Origin of the sequence: Anaerococcus vaginimassiliensis (genome assembly GCF_900626155.1) — a bacterium.
Classification (GTDB): domain Bacteria; phylum Bacillota; class Clostridia; order Tissierellales; family Peptoniphilaceae; genus Anaerococcus; species Anaerococcus vaginimassiliensis.
In genome coordinates, this window is the sequence record NZ_LR130844.1 from 92,809 (window position 1) to 111,611 (window position 18,803).

Below are 18,803 nucleotides of genomic sequence, written 5' to 3' on the forward strand. Positions count from 1 at the left end.
CCTAGAGATTGGCTTTTTTTTAGAATGAAACTTTAAATATCAAAGCTATTAGACATAAAATTATTGCTATTGGAGTGTAGAGGTATTTACCGATTTTATACCAGCTATCTCCATATTCTTTGCTAGATCCTTGGTTAATTTCTCCTATTAATTTATCCTTTCCTAAGATATAAAACCAAGTTACAGCTCCAATTGAAGCTCCTATTGGAATAATATATATAGAAATTATATCCATAAATGGTCCCCATTGGCTGATCATTTCTAGATTGACGCCAATACCAAATACGAATATTCCGATTATTACTAAGGCGATAGATCTTTTTATCTTTGGAAATCTATTTATCAAGGATTCTGCAACTACCTCAAACATATTTTGTAAAGATGATATACCAGCAAGGATTACAGCCAGATATAAAATTATAGCGAACAATCTTCCTAAGAACATATTTTGTAAAATTGTTGGTAGAACTTGGAATAACAAACCAGGGCCTCCCGCTTGATCCATATTAAATACCATAATTGCAGGTATTATAACACAAGATGCAATGAGCGCTGAAATAGTATCTAATAAACCTGTTGTTTTGGAGGATGAAACTATATCTTCATCTTTACTTAGATATGCACCACAAACAATCATTCCCGACCCTGTAACAGACAAAGAGAAAAACGCCTGCCCCATGGCTTGGACGATTGTTTTTATATTTAAGTTATTTTTATCAAACCTAAACATATATTTGTATCCTTCAATAGCTCCATCAAGAGTCAATATTCTTATAGCTAAAATAACGAACAAGACAAAGAAAGTTGGCATCATAAACTTATTTGATTTTTCAATGGTGCTAGCTCCCCCTATGCATGTTATAAGTGTGGTAAGAATTACTAAGAAATGAAAAATAACAACTGAGTATTCTTGATTTGAAAATGAGTCAAACCACACGCTAGTATCAACTGTCATAAGCTCACCAGTTAGAGAATCAAATAAGGCCTTGCAAACATAGGCTACTATTACAGAGTAGCCTACAGCAATAAGTAAAGATCCTAATAATGGTATGTATCCTATATTTTTTCCTATAAAATTATCTTTATTTTTACTTTTGAAAGATTTGTAATATGCGCCCAGAGTTCCTGTTTCTGAGTATCTACCTACTGCAAATTCGCTAGAAAGTCCCACATAAGAAAACAAAATTACAAACAAAAGATAGAATAATAAAAATACAAGTCCACCTTGTTGGAATTTGTAAGGAAATCCCCAGACATTCGCCATTCCAACTGCAGATCCTACTGCCGTTAGTATAAATCCTAATTTCGAATTAAATTTGTTCATAAATACTCCTATTCTTAACGCAAAATTTGCCGCGTTAAAGCATGTTAGTATTATATCCCAAACTTTAAATAAGTAAAGTTTTTAAATAAAAAATTCCCCAAAGGGAATTTCTTACATAAAAATTGTTAATATACAAATTATAATTACTAGTGGTGTATAGATATATTTTCCAATATTATACCAAGTATCGCCATATTTTTTAGATGCACCAGAATTAATTTCATCGACAAGAGTTTTTTTGTCGAGAATATAATACCAAGTCACCGCTCCAATCATAGCTCCTATTGGAATGATATAGATTGAAATTATATCCATAAATGGACCCCATAGGCTTATTTTTTCTATGTTAATACCAACTATAAATACAAATAAGGCTAAGGCGAATAAAACTACTTTCCTGTTTAATTTTTCAAACTTATAGTCAAGGGATTCAACTAATACCTCAAACATAATTTGTAAGGAAGAAATGCCTGCAAATAATACCGCAAGATATAAGATTATTGCAAAGAATCTTCCTCCTTCAATATTTTGTAGGATAGTCGGAAGCACTTGGAATAATAAGCCTGGCCCTCCTGCTTGATCCATAGAAAAAACTATCACAGATGGAATCATAACTAAAGCTGCAACCATAGCTGCTATTGTATCTAATAGACCTGTCATCTTTGATGAGTAGATAATATCCTCATCTTTGTGTAGGTAGGCCCCACAAATCATCATGGCAGATCCTGTTATAGATAGGGAGAAAAATGCTTGGCCCATTGCTGATACCAGAGTTTCTATGTTTAAGTGATCATAGTCAAGCCTAAACATATACTTATATCCTTCAAGTGCATTTGGTAGTGTTAATATTTTTATAGCTATGACTAAAAATAAAATAAAAAATGCTGGCATCATAAATTTGCTAGATTTTTCCAAAGTTTTTGCTGATCCTAGACAATTTATTAGGGTAAGTATTATTACTGCCAAATGAAATGGCCATACGGAAAAATCTTTATTTGATAAATCTTCATACCAAATTGAAACATCATTTGTCATGAGAGTTCCTGTTGCTGAGTCAACTAATGCTTTGAATATATAAGAAACTACAACTGCATAACCAATAGTAAGAAGCACTAAACCAAAAAGTGGCAGGATTGAAATGCACATTCCTATTTTTTTGTTTTTATTTTTGCTCTCAAAGGCTTTTTCGTAAGAACCTATTGTCCCTGTTTCTGCTATCCTTCCAATTGCAAACTCACTTGATAGTCCAACATATGAAAACAAGGATATAAAAAATATATAGGCTATTAAGAAAAATAAGCCACCTTCTTGGAGCTTGTAGGGAAATCCCCAGACATTGGCCATGCCGACAGCAGATCCAACCGCTGTCAGAATAAAGCCTAACCTTGAACTAAATTTATTCATTATTATTCCTTTTAACGTTACAAATCTTACTTATACTTTTCTTCTAGAGACTTAATTAAATCGGTATCTTCGAAATAATTTATTCCCATTGCTTTTTTGACTTGTGCTACTTTTTCAACGCCAACTTTTCTGGCTTTGGCAGTTCCTTCTTCTAGTATTTTAAACACTTTCGAAAGGTCTTTTTCATATTCCTTGCGTCTTTGTCTGATAGGCTCTAGCTCTTCTTCCAAAACTTTAATCAAGAACTTCTTACACTTAACATCTCCAAGTCCACCTCTTCTGTAGTGGTCTTTTAGAGCATCTAGATTTTCATAATCAGGCAAGAATTTTTGGAAGTGCTCTGGTTTTGAGAATACATCAAGATAAGTAAATACAATGTTTCCCTCGACCTTGCCAGGATCATCTATATTAATGTGATTTGGATCTGTGTACATACTCATTACTTTTTTCTTTATAGTTTTTTTGTCATCTGCTAAATATATGGCATTTCCTAAAGACTTGCTCATCTTAGCTCCGCCATCTATACCAGGCATTCTTCTCGCAATTTTTGCTTCCGGTAAAACTGCTTTTGGCTCTACAAAAGTCTTTCCATAGATGTTATTAAAGCTTCTAGCTATCTCTCTAGCTTGCTCTATCATCGGTTCTTGGTCTTCTCCAACTGGGATAATATTTGCATCAAATAATAAAATATCCGCAGCTTGGCTTACAGGATAGATTAAGAATCCTGCAGGTAAAGAATTTTCAAAATTTCTTAATTTAATTTCAGATTTAACTGTTGGATTTCTCTCAAGTCTAGATAGAGTTACTAAATTTAGAAAATAAAAAGTTAGTTCTGTTAGCTCTGGTATTTGTGATTGAACAAAAAATGTTACCTTATTAGGATCAAGTCCAACACTTAAGTAATCAAGGGCAACCTCTATTAGGTTTTCTCTTATTTTTGCTGGATTGTCAAAATTATCTGTAAGAGCTTGGCTATCAGCAATCATAACATACATTTGGTCATAAGAAGCTTCATTTTGCATCTTTACTCTATTTTTTAGACTTCCTACATAATGGCCAAGATGAAGTCTACCTGTAGGTCTATCACCTGTTAGTATAATATCTTTCAAAATTTCCTCCATATTTTAAAAAAGGGAAGGTCTACGCCTCCCTCTTTCCTAATTGCTCGCAAGATAGGCATCTATAAATCCTTGGATATTGCCATCCATAACTGATTCTACATTTCCCATCTCATAATTTGTTCTGTGGTCTTTGACCATAGTGTAAGGTTGGAAAACATAGGACCTTATTTGGCTTCCCCAAGCGATTTGTGAATACTTACCTTGTATATCTTCTATTTTTTCTCTTTGTTCTTCTTCTTTGATCTGAACTAGTTTACTCATAAGCAAATTCATAGCTGTCTGTCTATTTTGAATTTGGCTTCTTTCTGCTTGACTAGTAGCTACAACACCTGTTGGAATGTGAGTAATCCTTACTGCAGAGTCGGTTTTATTGACGTGTTGGCCACCAGCTCCGCTCGCCCTATAGGTATCTATCCTTAAATCAGATGGATCTATATCTATTTGGATATCATCATCTAATTCTGGAAAAATATCTACAGATGAAAATGAAGTATGTCTTCTAGATTGGCTATCGAAAGGGGAAATTCTAACTAGTCTGTGAACTCCCTTTTCTCCTTTAAGATATCCATAGGCATAGGCTCCCTTGACATGAATGGTTACAGATTTGATTCCACCGGCTTCTTCGTTATTTAAGTCTTTTATCTCGTATTTAAAGCCACGGTCATCAAAGTATCTTGTATACATCCTAAAGAGCATATCTGCCCAATCTGTCGCCTCAAGACCACCTGCTCCAGCATTTATTGATAGGTATGCGTTATTTTTATCATACTCTCCACTAAGCTGAGTCTTAAGTTTCATAGCTTGAGCAAGCTTGTCGAGTTTTTTTAGAGAAATTTCTACTTCCTCTATAGTTTTAAGCTCGCTATCCTCACTTAGCTCTACCAAATCTAGCATATCTATATTATCTGCTATGCCATCTTTGAGCTTATTATAATCTTCTAAGTCATCTTTTTTTAGAGCCAAATCTGCCATAGTTTTTTGGGCAGCATCAGAATCATTCCAAAAGTCTGGACTTTGAGATTTTTTCTCAAGATTTTCTATTTCCTCTTTTAACCTAGCTGGGTCAAAGAGAATCTCCAATCAAATTCAATTTTTTTGTCAGATCGTCAATCTCTGATCTTAATTCAAAAATTTCTTTCATATTATTTCTTTACGTTAGATTTCTTTGCTTCACGTTCAAGTCTTCTTCTCTCAGCTCTATTTAGATTTTCTAGATTATCTTCATCTTCGACATCTTCTAGACTTTCTTCAGCTGGTCTTAGGACTTGTTTTCTTTCAATATTTTGTCTGATTTCAACACCGAGCATGTATTTCACTGTGTCTTCTTGGATTGATCTTGTCATATCCTCATACATTTCGAAACCTTCGTTAGTGTATGCTCTAACTGGATCTTCTTGACCCATAGCTCTTACGCCGATTTCTTTTCTCATTTGATCCATTGCGTCGATGTGATCCATCCATTTTTGATCTATTACTCTAAGAAGAATTACTCTTTCAACTTCTCTCATGTTTTCAGATCCAAATTGAGCTTCTTTATCTTCATATTTAGCAAGAGTTGCATCTGTAATATAGTCAATTAAATCTTTTTGAGTATAAGAGTTGATATTTTCAAAGTGTAGGCTTGCTACTGGCATTGATAGACCATTTAGATAGTTTAGGAGTGCAGTCATTTCCCAGTTTTCTGGTTTTACTTCAGGGTTAGTGAATGTATATACTGCATTTTCTATAACATCTTTGATCATGCCAATGATTGTTTCTTTCATGTCTTGACCAAATAGAACTTCTCTTCTTTCGTTGTAGATGATTGTTCTTTGTTTGTTCATAACATCGTCATATTGAAGGACTCTTTTTCTTGTTGCGAAGTTATTTGCTTCTACTCTTGTTTGAGCACGTTCAACTGCCTTTGTTACCATCTTAGAAACTATAGGTTCATTTTCATCATAATTGTATTTATCAACAAATTTAGCTACAGCTTCTCCACCATTTAGTCTTACCAAATCATCTTCTAGTGATATGAAGAATCTTGACCTACCTGGGTCTCCTTGACGTCCTGAACGACCTCTTAACTGGTTGTCGATACGACGTGATTCGTGTCTTTCAGATCCTATGATATAAAGACCGCCAGCTTCCTTTACCTCTTCAGCTTCTGCCTTTATTTCTGGTCTGTAGATATCTTTGTAGTGTCTATATTTCTTTCTAGCATCAAGAACTGCTTGGTCAGTTGTTTCTGCAAAGGAATCAACTTGTTCTAGCACTTCTTCAGCTACACCTTCTCTTTTAAGTCTTGACATAGCCATATGATCTACGTTACCACCTAGCATAATATCAGTACCACGTCCAGCCATGTTGGTTGCGATTGTTACTTGGTTTAATCTACCTGCTTGAGCAACTATATCTGCTTCTCTTTCGTGGTTTTTAGCATTTAAGACTGTGTGAGATATACCAGCCTTTTTAAGGGCTTCTGATAATCTTTCACTCGCTTCTATTGAAATAGTACCTACTAGGATTGGTTGACCTGTAGCGTGAACTCTATTAATTTCATCTATAATTGCATTATATTTTCCACGTTCATTTATATATACATAGTCAACATCATCTTTTCTTTGAACAGGTCTGTTAGTTGGAATTTCTACAACGTCTAGCTTGTAGATTTCATCAAACTCATCTTCTTCTGTCTTAGCAGTACCTGTCATACCAGATAGTTTGTCATACATTCTAAAGTAGTTTTGGAAGGTAATTGTAGCAAGTGTTTTACTTTCTGCTTTTACTTCTACGCCTTCTTTAGCCTCTATTGCTTGGTGTAGACCATCTGAGAACCTTCTACCTTGCATGATACGACCAGTAAACTCATCTACTATCTCTACTTCGCCGTGGTTTACTACATAGTCAATATCCCTTGTCATTGTAGTATTTGCCTTTAGGGCGTTGTTGATATAGTGAGCAAGCTCGATATTATCAGTATCAGATAGGTTTTCTATACCAAAGAATTTCTCTGCTTTAGCTGTACCTTTTTCAGTTAGGTTAGATGTTTTTCTCTTTTCATCTACTAAGAAGTCTACATCTTCTACCTTAAATTCCCTATCAAATGGATCGATATCAGCATCTTCATTTGGATCTAGGATTCTTCCTTCAAGAGTTTGGATAAATTCATTTGCCTTCATATAAGTATCTGTAGATTCATCCCCTTGACCAGATATAATAAGAGGAGTTCTAGCCTCATCTATGAGGATAGAGTCAACCTCATCGACTATAGCATAGTGAAGGTCTCTTTGAACCATATCATCTTTGTAAATTACCATGTTATCTCTTAGGTAGTCAAAACCGAATTGGTTGTTTGTACCGTAAGTTATATCTGCATTGTAATTTTTCTTTCTTTCATTATTTGTAAGTCCATAAACTATACAACCAACAGTTAAACCAAGGAAGGTATGTACCTTACCCATCCACTCTTGGTCACGCTTAGCTAAGTAGTCGTTTACTGTAACTACATGAACTCCCTTTCCTGATAGAGCGTTTAGGTATGATGGAAGGGTTGCTACAAGAGTTTTACCTTCACCAGTTCTCATCTCTGCGATTTGTCCGTTGTGAAGAACAATACCACCTAATAATTGAACAGGGTAATGTTTAAGTCCCAAAACTCTAGAACTTGCTTCTCTAACAACTGCAAATGCCTCAACTAATAGATCATCTACAGTTTCTCCTTGTTGTAATCTTTGTTTAAATTCACTTGTCTTATTCTGTAATTGTGTATCAGTCAGTTGTTGCATTGATTCATCTAGGGCAAGGATTTGATCGACAAGTTTTTGGTTTTGTTCGATTTCCTTTTCACTAAATGACTTAAATAAATTAAATAACGCCAAATTATTCACTCTCCAATTCTTCTTATGTAAGATCCTTAATTAGGATAGAAAGGATTTTACTCTTATATATTAAAGCATAATCATCAATTTGTAAAATAAATTGCCTAAGCTTTAGATATTCGCTTCTTATACTATACCAGTTAATTCTGATAAAAAAATTATTTTAGAAGATTTTTATTATTTTTTGACTAAATGGGTACAGAAAAATGAGGACCTAAAAGGCCCTCACAAATTATATATAAATAACAAAAGTTTTAAGCTAGTCTAAGTGTGGAATTATTTGACCATAATCCCCTTTCTTTCTTCTATATACAACTCTAACTTGCATATCGTCTGCGTCTAGGTATACGAAGAAGTTGTGGTCCAAAAGCTCCATTTGTAAGATTGCTTCTTCAGCACTCATTGGCTTAACATGAATCTCTTTTTTTCTTACAATGTTTACTTCTTTGTCATCGTCATCTTTATAAGGATCAAAGTTATCAAACTTAATACTTTGACCACTTTGCCTATCTCTCATAAGTTTTGTCTTATTTTTTCTGATTTGACGAACTAGACCATCTATATTTTTATCTATAGCAGTTTGGTAGGTAGGATCAGTAGTTTCGGATCTTAGAATTTTGCCTCCATCTAAGATAGCAGTAGTTTCAACAACAAAGTCGTTACCCTCTTTGGCAAATCTAACATCCATTTCTTGTTGGTCGTGGAAGTATTTATCTAGCCTATCAAATTTCTTTTCTGATTCATTTCTGATATCATCTGTAAGTGTAAAATTCTTGGCTATTAAATTCAATTTCATAATATCCTCCTATTGTCTTTTTATATTATTACCCAATAAAAATAAAAATAAACGTTTTCTTTTCAAAAAATCAAAATATAAAGTATAATGTGAAAAGATATATAAAGGAGTAAGTATGGAAGATACAAAATTAAAAGATATTCTAAATTACGAGTTTTTATCAGATCTTTCTATAACTGATGATGGGAAAAAACTTTTCTACAAGAAAACTCGTCCTAACTATAAAGAAAACAAGTACGATACTAATATTTTTATCTATGATCTAAAAACTAGCGAAAATTATAAGGCTACAGATGATGATAAAGCTACAATATTCACTTTTAATGAAGATTCTAATCTTATCTACAAGAAATCATCCACCGATGAAGAAGATGTATTTTTTGTAAAAGAAGGATCTGGTGTAGGTAGAAAATTCTTTTCTATTAAAAAAGATGTTCAATCTATCAAGTTTTTAAAAGATAATCTCTACCTAATAAAAGCTTCAGAAAAAAAGACAAAAGAAGAAAAAGATAGAAAAAAGGAAAATTCTTATTTCAAAGAGATAGATAAACTTCCTTTTTATTTAAATGGAGCTGGATTTATCGAAGAAGAAAAATCTTCTTATTACATCTACAATATTGCTAATGATGAGCTTAAGTTAATAACAGAATCGACTTACGAAAACAAGCTATACTTTTGTGATATAAACAAAAATTTAGACAAAATCTTATTTTTAAGGGAAAATTCCACACCAAACAAAGTCATGGATCTTAGGGAAGATTTAATTCTTTTCGACTTAAAAACCAATTCAGAAAAAACCTTAGTAGCCAATGAATTTTCTTTTTTTACGGCTAAATTTATAGAAGATGAGATAATTTTCGTAGCTACTGATATGAAAAAAGGTGGTATAAACGAAGACTGTTTCATATACAAAATAAATTTTGATGGTGCATATGAAATAATATCTCCTAGCGATTTTGATATGTCCTTTGGCAATTCTCTTGGCACAGACAGCCGTTTTGGAGGAGCTAAAACTTTTGATGTTTATAATGATAGGCTTTATTTTGTAGTAACCCATTTTGAAAATGCCCCACTTTATTCCATAGATCTTAGAGGAAACCTCAGAAAAGAAATAGAAGATGAAGTGGAAGATTTTGCTGTAAATGATGACGATATTTATTACTTGTCTATGGGGGCTGATACATTAGGCGAAATAAAGAAAAAGGGATGCAAAAAGCCTCTAGTAGAAAATAAAATTAAAACAAATGTATGCAAGATAGAAACATTTGACTTTAAGTCAAACAACGATACCTTGAAAGGCTATGTTGTTTTGCCTAGAGATTTTGATATTAACAAAAAATATCCTACCCTTCTTTCTGTTCACGGAGGACCAAAAACCGAATTTTCTGATATTTTACACCACGAACACCAAATGTTTGCAAACGATGGATATATTATAATTTATACCAATCCTCATGGCTCAAGTGGTAGAGGTGTCGAGTTTTCTGATATAAGAGGAAAATACGGCGATATAGACTATGATGATTTGATGACTTTTACCGATCTTGCTATAGAAAAATATCCTCAAATAGATACTAATAAAATGGGTGTCTATGGCGGAAGCTACGGTGGATTTATGACCAATTGGATAATAGGACATACTAATAGGTTTAAGGCAGCTTGTGCCCAAAGATCTATATCTAACTGGACAAGTTTTTATGGAGTCTCTGACATAGGATATTATTTTGCAAATGATCAAACTGCAGGAGATATTTGGGATAATCTTGAAAAAATGTGGGACCAATCCCCTATTAAATACGCAAAAAATGTTAAGACACCAACTCTATTTATCCACTCTGATGAAGACTACAGGTGTCCATTAGAACAAGGGCTACAAATGTATACTAGGATAAAATTAAATGGAGTTGATACAAAAATGTATCTATTCCACGGAGAAAACCACGAACTATCTAGGTCTGGAAAACCAAAGGGCAGAATAAAAAGACTAGAAGAAATCAAAGCTTGGTTTGACAAATATTTAAAAGATGAAAATTAAGAAGAAAAACTTCAAAAACTTTTTATTAAATCTATTAAATAGGATGTCAAGACACGATATAACTACGTATTCTGCTGCCCTATCCTTTTACCTCTTGCAAGCCTCAATTCCGCTAATGATGGTACTTGTAACTGTGCTTTCATATTTTTTGGCAGGCAAGGAAGATATAATATTTAAGTTTGTAGATTTTTTACCTAATACAACGAGTAAACTAATTGTAGATGCAATTAATATTTTGTTAATTTCATCCCAATCAACAACAGTAACGACCCTTACAATCTTGTTTGCATTGTGGTCTGCTACTTCTGGTATCAACAAATTAATAAACGCTATAAACCACGCTTACGGACTTCATAACAACAAGCAAGCTATCAAGCAAAGGTTGATGAGTATAGTATTTACCCTAGTATTTATATTTTTGATAGTCTTTTTGCTGATATTTCAGATTTATGGGTCAAGTATCATAGGAATATTTAATTCTCAGATAATTGAAAAAATCACAGTGCACTTTAATACAAATATCCAATCGGCCCTTGATATGATATCATCACCATTATTTAAACTATTTTCCTATATAGTTCCATTTTTAATAATGGCCTTAGCAGTTGGTTTATTTTACAAATATTCCCCATCCAATTCTAAAAATAGGATTAGGAATAGGGAGGCTTTCTTGGGTGGGCTGTTTGTAAGTATTGCAATATCTCTTGCAACCTTTATTTACTCTTATTTTATAAATAACTTCTCCAACCAATCACTAGTTTATGGAGCCTTGGCTGGAATATTAGCCTTATTTATCTGGCTGTTAATAGTTTCTACCATGTTAATTTTAGGAGCAGAATGTATAGCTGCCTACAGAGAAGGATACAAGAAAGATTTCTTTGATAAAAATGTAGACAAGGCTCAAAACGGAAAGATAAAGAAAAAAGTTACTGACTTATTTAAAAGGAAAACCAATGAAAAGTGAAATGAGACGATTTATTAAAAATCTTAGACGTGAGATGACTGAAGAAAAAATTACCGAAATCTCAAATCAAATCTATAAGAATTTGATAGAACTTGACCTATATAAAAATGCAAAATCAATATTCGTCTATCTATCAATGGATAAAGAAATTGATACCTACAAAATCATAAATCACGCACTAGAAAATGGCAAGAAAGTTTTTGTTCCCTACCTTGAAAATAAGAAAATGTATCTAAGAAGACTAAAAAGTTTAGATGATCTAACTGAAGGATCCTTTGGGATAAAAACTTCTACGAATGAAGAAAGCATAGCTAATCCAGATCTTAGCCTTGTGCCTGGCCTTTCATTTGATGAGAATAAAAATAGGTTAGGCTACGGCGGTGGATATTATGATAGGTTTTTAGCAAACTCTGATACAATTTCTATCGGATTATTTGCAGAGATAACTAAATCAATTGAAATTCCAACAGATGAAACTGATGTCAGCCTTGATTATATTCTCACAGAAAATGGAATTTTTTAAAAATTATGAAAATATATTTGACACTTTTAAAAAGTCTGTGTATAATTTGAACCATAGAAAATAAACTGTGATAAGAAAAGTAGATTTGACGGACCTACCCAGAGAGACTATGGTTGGTGGAAATAGTTTAGCGAAATCAGATTGAAAATGGCCTTTGAGTTTCTTACCTGATATTTAAGGTAAGACGTGTTCGCACGTTATAGCGATAGAGTATGTTGGTACTCGATGAGTTATTAATTGTGAGATTAATTTAAATTTTAGGTGGTAACACGTGGCAGAGCCTCGTCCTTTATAGGATGGGGCTCTTTTTGAATTAATTTTTAAGGATACATAGTGAATTTTCTAATGGCGCCAAATTTGTAAGAATGTTGAAAGTAGAAAATAATATAAGAGGTAAAGAAAATGACAAAAAGATTTTTAACAGTTGGTTCGTTACTTAGAGATGAAGATTTACTAAAATACAAAAGAGAAATAGAAAAAAGAGATGACATATCATATCCTTTCTACGATGACCTTGACGGTTATAAGGAATGTGAAGATAAAGCAGTAGCTAATGTTGTGGAAGAACAAATAAAAAGAGGTCTTCCAGAAATAACTGATGGTGAATATTCTAAGTCCTTGTGGCACCTTGACTTCGTTTGGGGTCTTAGCGGTTGTGAGAGATTTATAAAAGATAACGGATATTTCTTTAGAGAAAAAGATTCTGATGATAAATTTGAAACAAGAAAAGATATAGGTATTAAGATAACTGGAAAATTATCCGGCAAAAATCACCCATTTATTGAGCATTTCAAAAGACTAAAAAAACTAGCAAATGGAAGAAGCATTGTAAAACAATGTATCCCTTCCCCATCTCATATTTATGGTGAGCTTTTAAACTTCGGTTTCATAGATGAATCTACCTATTATGAATCTAGCGAAGATTTCTTAGAGGATTTAATTAAAGCCTACAAAGAATTTTTAGACGATTATAAAAATGCAGGTGGAGAGATCATCCAATTTGATGATTGTCTATGGGAGCAATTTGCCAAGGAAAACAAGGAAAACCAATATGATAACAACCAAACTGACCTTGATAAGGACCTTACCCTCGCCCAAAAATATATTGATATAAATAATGAGCTAATAGATTACGCTCACAGTCTTGGGCTTAAAGTTTACACCCACAATTGTAGGGGAAACTATGCATCAAGAAACTTCTCTGATGGTACTTATGAATCCATAGCAGATTTATTCTTTAAAAACCTAAAATACGATAGATTTTACCTAGAGTGGGACGATGACAGAGCTGGATCAATAAATGCCCTAAAGGCTTTCTCAAATAGAGATGATGTGGAGGTTGTCCTAGGACTCTTGTCAAGTAAAACTAATAGCCTAGATGATGAAAAAAGAGTATTAGATCTCTTAGATGAGGCAAGCAAAATTATTCCAAAAGATAGGCTCTACCTCTCTCATCAATGTGGTTTTGCTTCTTGTGATTGTGGAAATGAGCTAACAATCGATGAGCAATGGAAGAAAATTAACCAAGGTCAGAAAATTGCACAAGAGTTTTGGGGTGAATAATGACAGATCCAAGATTATTATTAGAAAAATTGAAAGAAAAAACTTGGCTTAGTTTAAGTCACCCAGTTAATGATGAAATACCACACTTTGAAGCCTTCGATAAAGTAAAAATTGAGGATGTGGCAAGTATAGATAAGGATGGATTTTGGGGTTGTCAGATAAATATAGGTAGCCAATATGGAACCCACATAGACGCTCCCAACCACTTCGCTAAAAATACCAGAAGTCTTTTAGAAATTCCTTTTTCTGAAAGATGTTTGAATCTTTTTGTAATAGATATAAGTAAAAAAGTAGAAGATAATCCTGACTATGAGCTAAGCCTTGAAGATATCAAACAATTTGAAGAAAAATATGGACAAATAGAAGAAAATTCTTTCGTAGCCCTTAGAACTGATTGGGCAAAAAGGTTCTCAGATAAAGATTCCTTTATCAATAAAGATAAGAACGGAGTTGAGCACACCCCTGGTTGGTCCCTTGAAGCTCTCACCTTTCTCAATGAAAAAAGAAAGGTCTGTGCTATAGGTCATGAAACTTTAAATACTGATGCTGGTATAAAGCTATACGAAAATAAGGCTCTAGAAGCAGAATATTATTGGCTAAGCCAAAATAAGTACCAAGTAGAAATCCTAAATAACTTGGATAAACTCCCATATACAGGTGGAATCATTATAATTTCCTTCCCACAAATAGAAGATATCTCAGGTTTTGGAGTAGAAGCAACTGCAATTTTTTAAATAAATATTCCAAAACTTATACATTTAAATCTCCTAAATAAAAAGCTTAGCGATAAAATCCGCTAAGCTTTTAAAATACCTATTTATTTTTTGGTTCAATTTTATCTTTGCCGCCCATATACATTTGAAGTGGTTCAGGAATTCTAACGCTTCCATCTTCTTGTAATAGATTTTCAAGGAAAGCTATTAGCATTCTAGGTGGGGCAACTACAGTATTGTTTAGAGTATGAGCAAAGTATGTTCCGTCTTCTCCTCTAAGTCTTATACCTAAACGTCTTGCTTGAGCATCTCCTAGGTTAGAACAAGATCCAACTTCGAAATATTTTTTCTGTCTTGGACTCCATGCTTCAACGTCACAAGATTTTACCTTAAGATCTGCAAGGTCTCCTGAACAACATTCTAGAGTTCTTACTGGAATTTCTAGACTTCTAAAGAAATCTACAGTGTTGTTCCACAATTCATCGTAAAATTTCTTAGAATCTTCCGGTTTACAGATTATAACCATTTCTTGTTTTTCAAATTGGTGGATTCTGTATACTCCACGTTCTTCTATACCGTGAGCTCCAACTTCTTTTCTAAAGCATGGAGAATAAGATGTCATTCTAAGTGGCATCTTTTCTTCTTCAGTTATAGTATTGATAAACTTACCAATCATTGAGTGTTCACTTGTACCTATTAGGTAAAGATCTTCTCCCTCAATCTTATACATCATATCTTCCATTTCTGAAAAGCTCATTACACCAGTAACAACATCAGATCTAATCATAAATGGAGGGATGTAATATGTGTATCCCCTATCAATCATGAAATCTCTCGCATAAGAAAGGATTGCTGAGTGAAGTCTTGCTATATCTCCTCTTAGATAATAGAAACCTGCACCTGAAGTTTCTCTTGCAGCATCAAGGTCTACTCCGTCAAAGCTTTCCATAATATCAATATGATATGGCACTTCATAATCTGGTACTACAGGATCTCCGTACTTTTCGATTTCAACATTTTCGCTGTCGTCTTTTCCTATTGGAACAGTATCATCTATAATTTGAGGGATGACTTGCATTCTCTTCTTAACTTCAGCTGCAAATTTTTCTGTATCAGCTTCTATATGCTCTAGTTTATCATTTATATCCTTAACTAGTTTCTTAGCATCTTCTGCAGCTTCCTTCTTGCCTTGTGCCATTAGAGCACCGATTTCTTTACTAGTTTTATTTCTTTGACTTCTTAGGTTATCCCCCTCAGTTTTAAATGATCTAAGTTTTTCATCAAGGTCTAAAACTTCATCAACTAGCTTTAGTTTATCATCTTGAAACTTCTTTTTAATATTCTCTTTTACAAGATCAGGGTTTTCTCTAAGTAACTTAATATCAATCATAATTTCTCCTTATAAAATATAAAATAAATAAAAAAGACCTCTCCCCAATTGGGACGAAGGTCTCGTGGTGCCACCCAAATTATGCAAATAAATGCCTTAATTCTTATATGCTCAAAGGTAGATTCACTAGGTCCGTACAAGAGATTTTCACCAACCATCTCCTCTCTAAATGCCTTCACTAGCTACTAAGTCTTCTCAGCGCACTATCAAATTTACTAACATTATACAGTAATTATCAAATATCTCAAGAACATAATTTTTATAAAAAATTAACCCTACTTGTGTTATAATAAGTAAGTTAGGACGGAGTTAAAATGGAAAAGAAAAGAATAAAAAAAATAAAGTTTAACTATATTACCATGCTAAAAGCACTAAGCTTAATTGCGGTATCTCTCTATCATTTATTTAGTCACAGACTTTCTGGAGGGTTTTTAGGTGTAATAATCTTTATGATTATATCGGGATTTTTCCTAGCCAAATCTTCTAAGAAAAGCTCTGAGATTAGCGATATTAATTTTTTTATTGGAAAAATAAAAAGAAGGATATTTAAGATAGTATCTCCAATGTGGATCATAGTTTCTATATCGCTTTTGGTCTCTTTGATATTTGCAAGAGATATCTTCGATGATAGTATAAGAAGTTCTATACCTACAATATTGGGTTTTGAAAATATCAGAGCAATCATAAAAGGAATATCCTATTTTGATAGGTCTGGAAATTTCAATATATTTACCCACCTTTGGTATATTTCAGTATACGTGCAATTTATAATAATCTACTACACTATAGATTATCTTATTAATAGATACCAACTAAATAGCAAAAGAATAGAAATATTTGCCATACTTACAATAATTTCAACTGCTATTAGCTACTATCTTTCTTTTGCAAAAGCAAGTATAGTTAGAATCTACTATGGAACAGACGTAAGACTTTCTGCATTTTTTGTAGGTGTAATAGGGTTTTTAATCTATGAAAAATTTAAAGATGAACTAGATAAATTAGACTTAAAGAAAATAATTTATGTGCTATTAGCTCTTGTAATTGTGCCTTTTTTCTTTATAAATGGTAAAAACTTGCGGGTTTACAGGACATTTTTCCTAGTCTATCAATTAATCGTAGTAGTTCTTATTATAGTTATCTATAGATTTGAAGAAACAAACCCTAAGAAATACAAGGATTATAATCCTTTTTTCAAATTTCTAATTTGCTTGGGAGATAGGTCTTACTATTACTATTTGTGGCAGTATATTGTCCAAGTTTTTATGACTTATCTTTTCATAAATAAGATAGCTAATAGAGTTTTATTTTATCTTGTGGGATTAGTAGTGTTAGTTGTATTAGCAGAAATATCTTATTATTTTAGAAGAGTTAAAAAATCCTTAAAGATTAAAAGCTTGATAGGTGCCCTTTTTCTTGTAGGAATATTAAATATAGTTTCTTTGGCTATTGGCAATAAAAAAGAAGCTCAAATGAATGAATTTAAGAAAGAATTTTCTAAAAATGAAGAAGAAATTGATAAGAGAAATGAACTAGCTAAGAAAAATAACAAAAATAAGCCTAAAAAAAATATAGGTAATAAAGATAAGAAACAAGTAAATGATAACTTTAAAGAAAAGCCTTACGATGATTTTGATTTCACAGAAAATGAGCTAACTTACCTAAAAAATATATCAATCACAGCAATTGGCGATTCAGTTTTAGTTAATATCGACTCTTATCTAAGAGAATTTGTTCCAAACCTCTACTTAGATGGTGAAGTTGGTAGAAGCATGTCAGATGGTCCAAATACACTTTTAAATATCGAATCTCAAGTTGGTTTAAATGATTTTATCTTAGTTGTATTGGGTTCTAACGGACTAGAATCAACTGACGATATGCAAAAAATTGTAGATGAAGCAGGTGGACGAGATGTGTATTTTGTAAATACTAGCCACTTACAATCATATATGGATCAGGTAAATAAAGAAATTAAAACTTTTACTGATAATAATCCCAAGGCACACCTAGTAGATTGGAGAAGTTTTGTAAAAGATCGTGATGACCTTCTTGCAGTCGACAGAGTCCACCCAAATGTTGATGGAAGCTATGGTTTTGCTAAACTAATTTTAAGAAAAATCCTCAATACAAATAAGGTAAACCCTTAACTAGATAAATCCTTTGATTTAATTTCAAAGGATTTTTACTTTACTTAATTTGATAATTTAGTTATAATTTTAATAGTCTATAAATCTAAGTCAGACATTTGGATTTCACAAATTTGGAGATACCAAATTTATTACTTGATTTATAGAAAATATATTTTGGCATCGAAAGATGCGATGAACGGTATCCTTTGTGAACCGTATCAGGAGGTAACAATGAAAAATAAAACAATCAGCAGTAGAAAGCTTGTGACTTCGGCAATGCTTGGTGCAATCACTATAGTATTAAGCCTAACTCCACTCGGTCTTATTCCATTAGGATTTATTAATGCGACTACCATGCACATTCCTGTAATAATAGGTGCTATAGCAGAAGGTCCAATCGTTGGAGCACTAGTTGGACTCATTTTTGGAGTTTCATCATTACTAAACGCTCTACTAAGAAATCCTAGCCCGGTATCATTTGTATTTTACAATCCATTAATATCTGTTCTTCCAAGAATTCTAATTGGAATTACCAGTTATTATGCCTACAAGGCTTGCCTTAAGATAAATGATAATAAACTAAAAAATCTAGCCAAAGTTTTATGGGCTACAATTTCCCTAGCTTTAGTTTACCTACTAGTTAAAAACATCAAGGCTGGAAAATCAACAACAAATATTATCTTTGTTGTAATCTTGCTTTTGGTAGTTGTGGGACTATTTATCTATTCCAAAAAATCAGCCAAAGGCGATTTCCCAATAGCAATAGGTGCTTTTGTAGGATCTATGACAAATACAATCTTAGTTCTAGGTGGAATATATCTAATATATGCAGAAGAATATGTAAAGACTCTTGGCATTCCTTTAGAAAGTGCAAGATCTGCTATTCTTGGAGTGACGATTACAAGTGGAATACCTGAAGCGATTCTTTCAGTTATCCTATCTACAGCAGTTATAAAGGCCCTTAAATCATCAAGGAGGTAA

The 18,803-nt window shown here is 32.9% G+C and carries 14 protein-coding genes and 1 other annotated feature; of the genes, 7 read left to right on the forward strand and 7 right to left on the reverse strand.

Features of this window, described 5'->3' with window-relative positions; all coding sequences use genetic code 11:
- Positions 1–19 precede the first annotated feature (19 nt).
- From E0D87_RS00470 to hpf, 6 genes are all read right to left on the reverse strand, one after another.
- Positions 20–1,324, reverse strand: a complete 1,305-nt coding sequence (locus tag E0D87_RS00470; RefSeq protein ID WP_130818908.1) for a sodium-dependent transporter — start codon at positions 1,322–1,324, stop codon at positions 20–22.
- Positions 1,325–1,435: 111 nt separating this feature from the next.
- Positions 1,436–2,728: a sodium-dependent transporter gene (locus E0D87_RS00475; RefSeq protein WP_130818909.1), complete on the reverse strand. Its 1,293-nt coding sequence runs from the start codon at positions 2,726–2,728 to the stop codon at positions 1,436–1,438.
- Between the two features lie 26 nt (positions 2,729–2,754).
- Entirely contained in the window at positions 2,755–3,837 is a 1,083-nt protein-coding gene (gene trpS, locus E0D87_RS00480; protein ID WP_130818910.1) for a tryptophan--tRNA ligase, read from the reverse strand.
- Between the two features lie 48 nt (positions 3,838–3,885).
- Positions 3,886–4,990, reverse strand: a protein-coding gene (prfB, locus tag E0D87_RS00485) for a peptide chain release factor 2 (protein ID WP_130818911.1) whose coding sequence is annotated in 2 segments (ribosomal slippage) — positions 3,886–4,914 and positions 4,916–4,990 — 1,104 coding nt in all. Because the reading frame shifts where the segments join, the coding sequence is not laid out codon by codon here.
- 1 nt (position 4,991) lies between these two features.
- A complete protein-coding gene (gene secA, locus E0D87_RS00490; protein WP_130818912.1) occupies positions 4,992–7,709 on the reverse strand; it encodes a preprotein translocase subunit SecA in 2,718 nt (905 codons plus the stop codon).
- Between the two features lie 259 nt (positions 7,710–7,968).
- Positions 7,969–8,505, reverse strand: a complete 537-nt coding sequence (gene hpf / locus E0D87_RS00495) for a ribosome hibernation-promoting factor, HPF/YfiA family (protein ID WP_130818913.1) — start codon at positions 8,503–8,505, stop codon at positions 7,969–7,971.
- 115 nt (positions 8,506–8,620) lie between these two features.
- Here hpf and E0D87_RS00500 point away from each other — a divergent pair, with 115 nt between their 5' ends.
- From E0D87_RS00500 to E0D87_RS00520, 5 genes are all read left to right on the forward strand, one after another.
- The gene (locus tag E0D87_RS00500) at positions 8,621–10,540 is read left to right on the forward strand and encodes an alpha/beta hydrolase family protein (protein WP_130818914.1); all 1,920 of its coding nucleotides are present in this window, start codon (positions 8,621–8,623) and stop codon (positions 10,538–10,540) included.
- Positions 10,530–11,504 (forward strand): YihY/virulence factor BrkB family protein, encoded by a 975-nt coding sequence (locus E0D87_RS00505; RefSeq protein ID WP_130818915.1) that lies wholly within the window; start codon positions 10,530–10,532, stop codon positions 11,502–11,504. Before E0D87_RS00500 ends, E0D87_RS00505 begins: the two co-directional genes overlap by 11 nt.
- Positions 11,494–12,027: a 5-formyltetrahydrofolate cyclo-ligase gene (locus E0D87_RS00510; RefSeq protein ID WP_130818916.1), complete on the forward strand. Its 534-nt coding sequence runs from the start codon at positions 11,494–11,496 to the stop codon at positions 12,025–12,027. The genes E0D87_RS00505 and E0D87_RS00510 overlap by 11 nt, the downstream gene beginning before the upstream one ends.
- Before the next feature lie 58 nt (positions 12,028–12,085).
- Positions 12,086–12,320, forward strand: a binding site (T-box leader).
- A 109-nt stretch (positions 12,321–12,429) separates the two neighbouring features.
- Positions 12,430–13,590: a uroporphyrinogen decarboxylase/cobalamine-independent methonine synthase family protein gene (locus E0D87_RS00515; RefSeq protein ID WP_130818917.1), complete on the forward strand. Its 1,161-nt coding sequence runs from the start codon at positions 12,430–12,432 to the stop codon at positions 13,588–13,590.
- The gene (locus E0D87_RS00520; protein WP_130818918.1) at positions 13,590–14,324 is read left to right on the forward strand and encodes a cyclase family protein; all 735 of its coding nucleotides are present in this window, start codon (positions 13,590–13,592) and stop codon (positions 14,322–14,324) included. Before E0D87_RS00515 ends, E0D87_RS00520 begins: the two co-directional genes overlap by 1 nt.
- A gap of 79 nt (positions 14,325–14,403) precedes the next feature.
- On the opposite strand, the gene serS is transcribed toward E0D87_RS00520, so the two are convergent.
- Positions 14,404–15,693, reverse strand: coding sequence for a serine--tRNA ligase (serS, locus tag E0D87_RS00525; protein ID WP_130818919.1), 1,290 nt, complete (start codon positions 15,691–15,693; stop codon positions 14,404–14,406).
- 314 nt (positions 15,694–16,007) lie between these two features.
- Here serS and E0D87_RS00530 point away from each other — a divergent pair, with 314 nt between their 5' ends.
- Both E0D87_RS00530 and E0D87_RS00535 read left to right on the forward strand, forming a co-directional pair.
- On the forward strand, positions 16,008–17,840 hold the full coding sequence (locus E0D87_RS00530; protein WP_130818920.1) for an acyltransferase family protein: 1,833 nt from the start codon (positions 16,008–16,010) through the stop codon (positions 17,838–17,840).
- Positions 17,841–18,053: 213 nt separating this feature from the next.
- Positions 18,054–18,803, forward strand: coding sequence for an ECF transporter S component (locus E0D87_RS00535; protein ID WP_130818921.1), 750 nt, complete (start codon positions 18,054–18,056; stop codon positions 18,801–18,803).

Excerpts from the sequence above, each read along its gene's own strand:
- E0D87_RS00500 (WP_130818914.1), top strand. The coding sequence starts at position 8,621 with ATGGAAGATACAAAATTAAAAGATATTCTAAATTACGAGTTTTTATCA.
- E0D87_RS00505 (WP_130818915.1), top strand. The coding sequence starts at position 10,530 with ATGAAAATTAAGAAGAAAAACTTCAAAAACTTTTTATTAAATCTATTA.
- E0D87_RS00515 (WP_130818917.1), top strand. The coding sequence starts at position 12,430 with ATGACAAAAAGATTTTTAACAGTTGGTTCGTTACTTAGAGATGAAGAT.
- E0D87_RS00535 (WP_130818921.1), top strand. The coding sequence starts at position 18,054 with ATGAAAAATAAAACAATCAGCAGTAGAAAGCTTGTGACTTCGGCAATG.
- E0D87_RS00470 (WP_130818908.1), bottom strand. The coding sequence starts at position 1,324 with ATGAACAAATTTAATTCGAAATTAGGATTTATACTAACGGCAGTAGGA.
- hpf (WP_130818913.1), bottom strand. The coding sequence starts at position 8,505 with ATGAAATTGAATTTAATAGCCAAGAATTTTACACTTACAGATGATATC.
- E0D87_RS00510 (WP_130818916.1), top strand. The coding sequence starts at position 11,494 with ATGAAAAGTGAAATGAGACGATTTATTAAAAATCTTAGACGTGAGATG.
- E0D87_RS00530 (WP_130818920.1), top strand. The coding sequence starts at position 16,008 with ATGGAAAAGAAAAGAATAAAAAAAATAAAGTTTAACTATATTACCATG.
- E0D87_RS00475 (WP_130818909.1), bottom strand. The coding sequence starts at position 2,728 with ATGAATAAATTTAGTTCAAGGTTAGGCTTTATTCTGACAGCGGTTGGA.
- serS (WP_130818919.1), bottom strand. The coding sequence starts at position 15,693 with ATGATTGATATTAAGTTACTTAGAGAAAACCCTGATCTTGTAAAAGAG.
- E0D87_RS00520 (WP_130818918.1), top strand. The coding sequence starts at position 13,590 with ATGACAGATCCAAGATTATTATTAGAAAAATTGAAAGAAAAAACTTGG.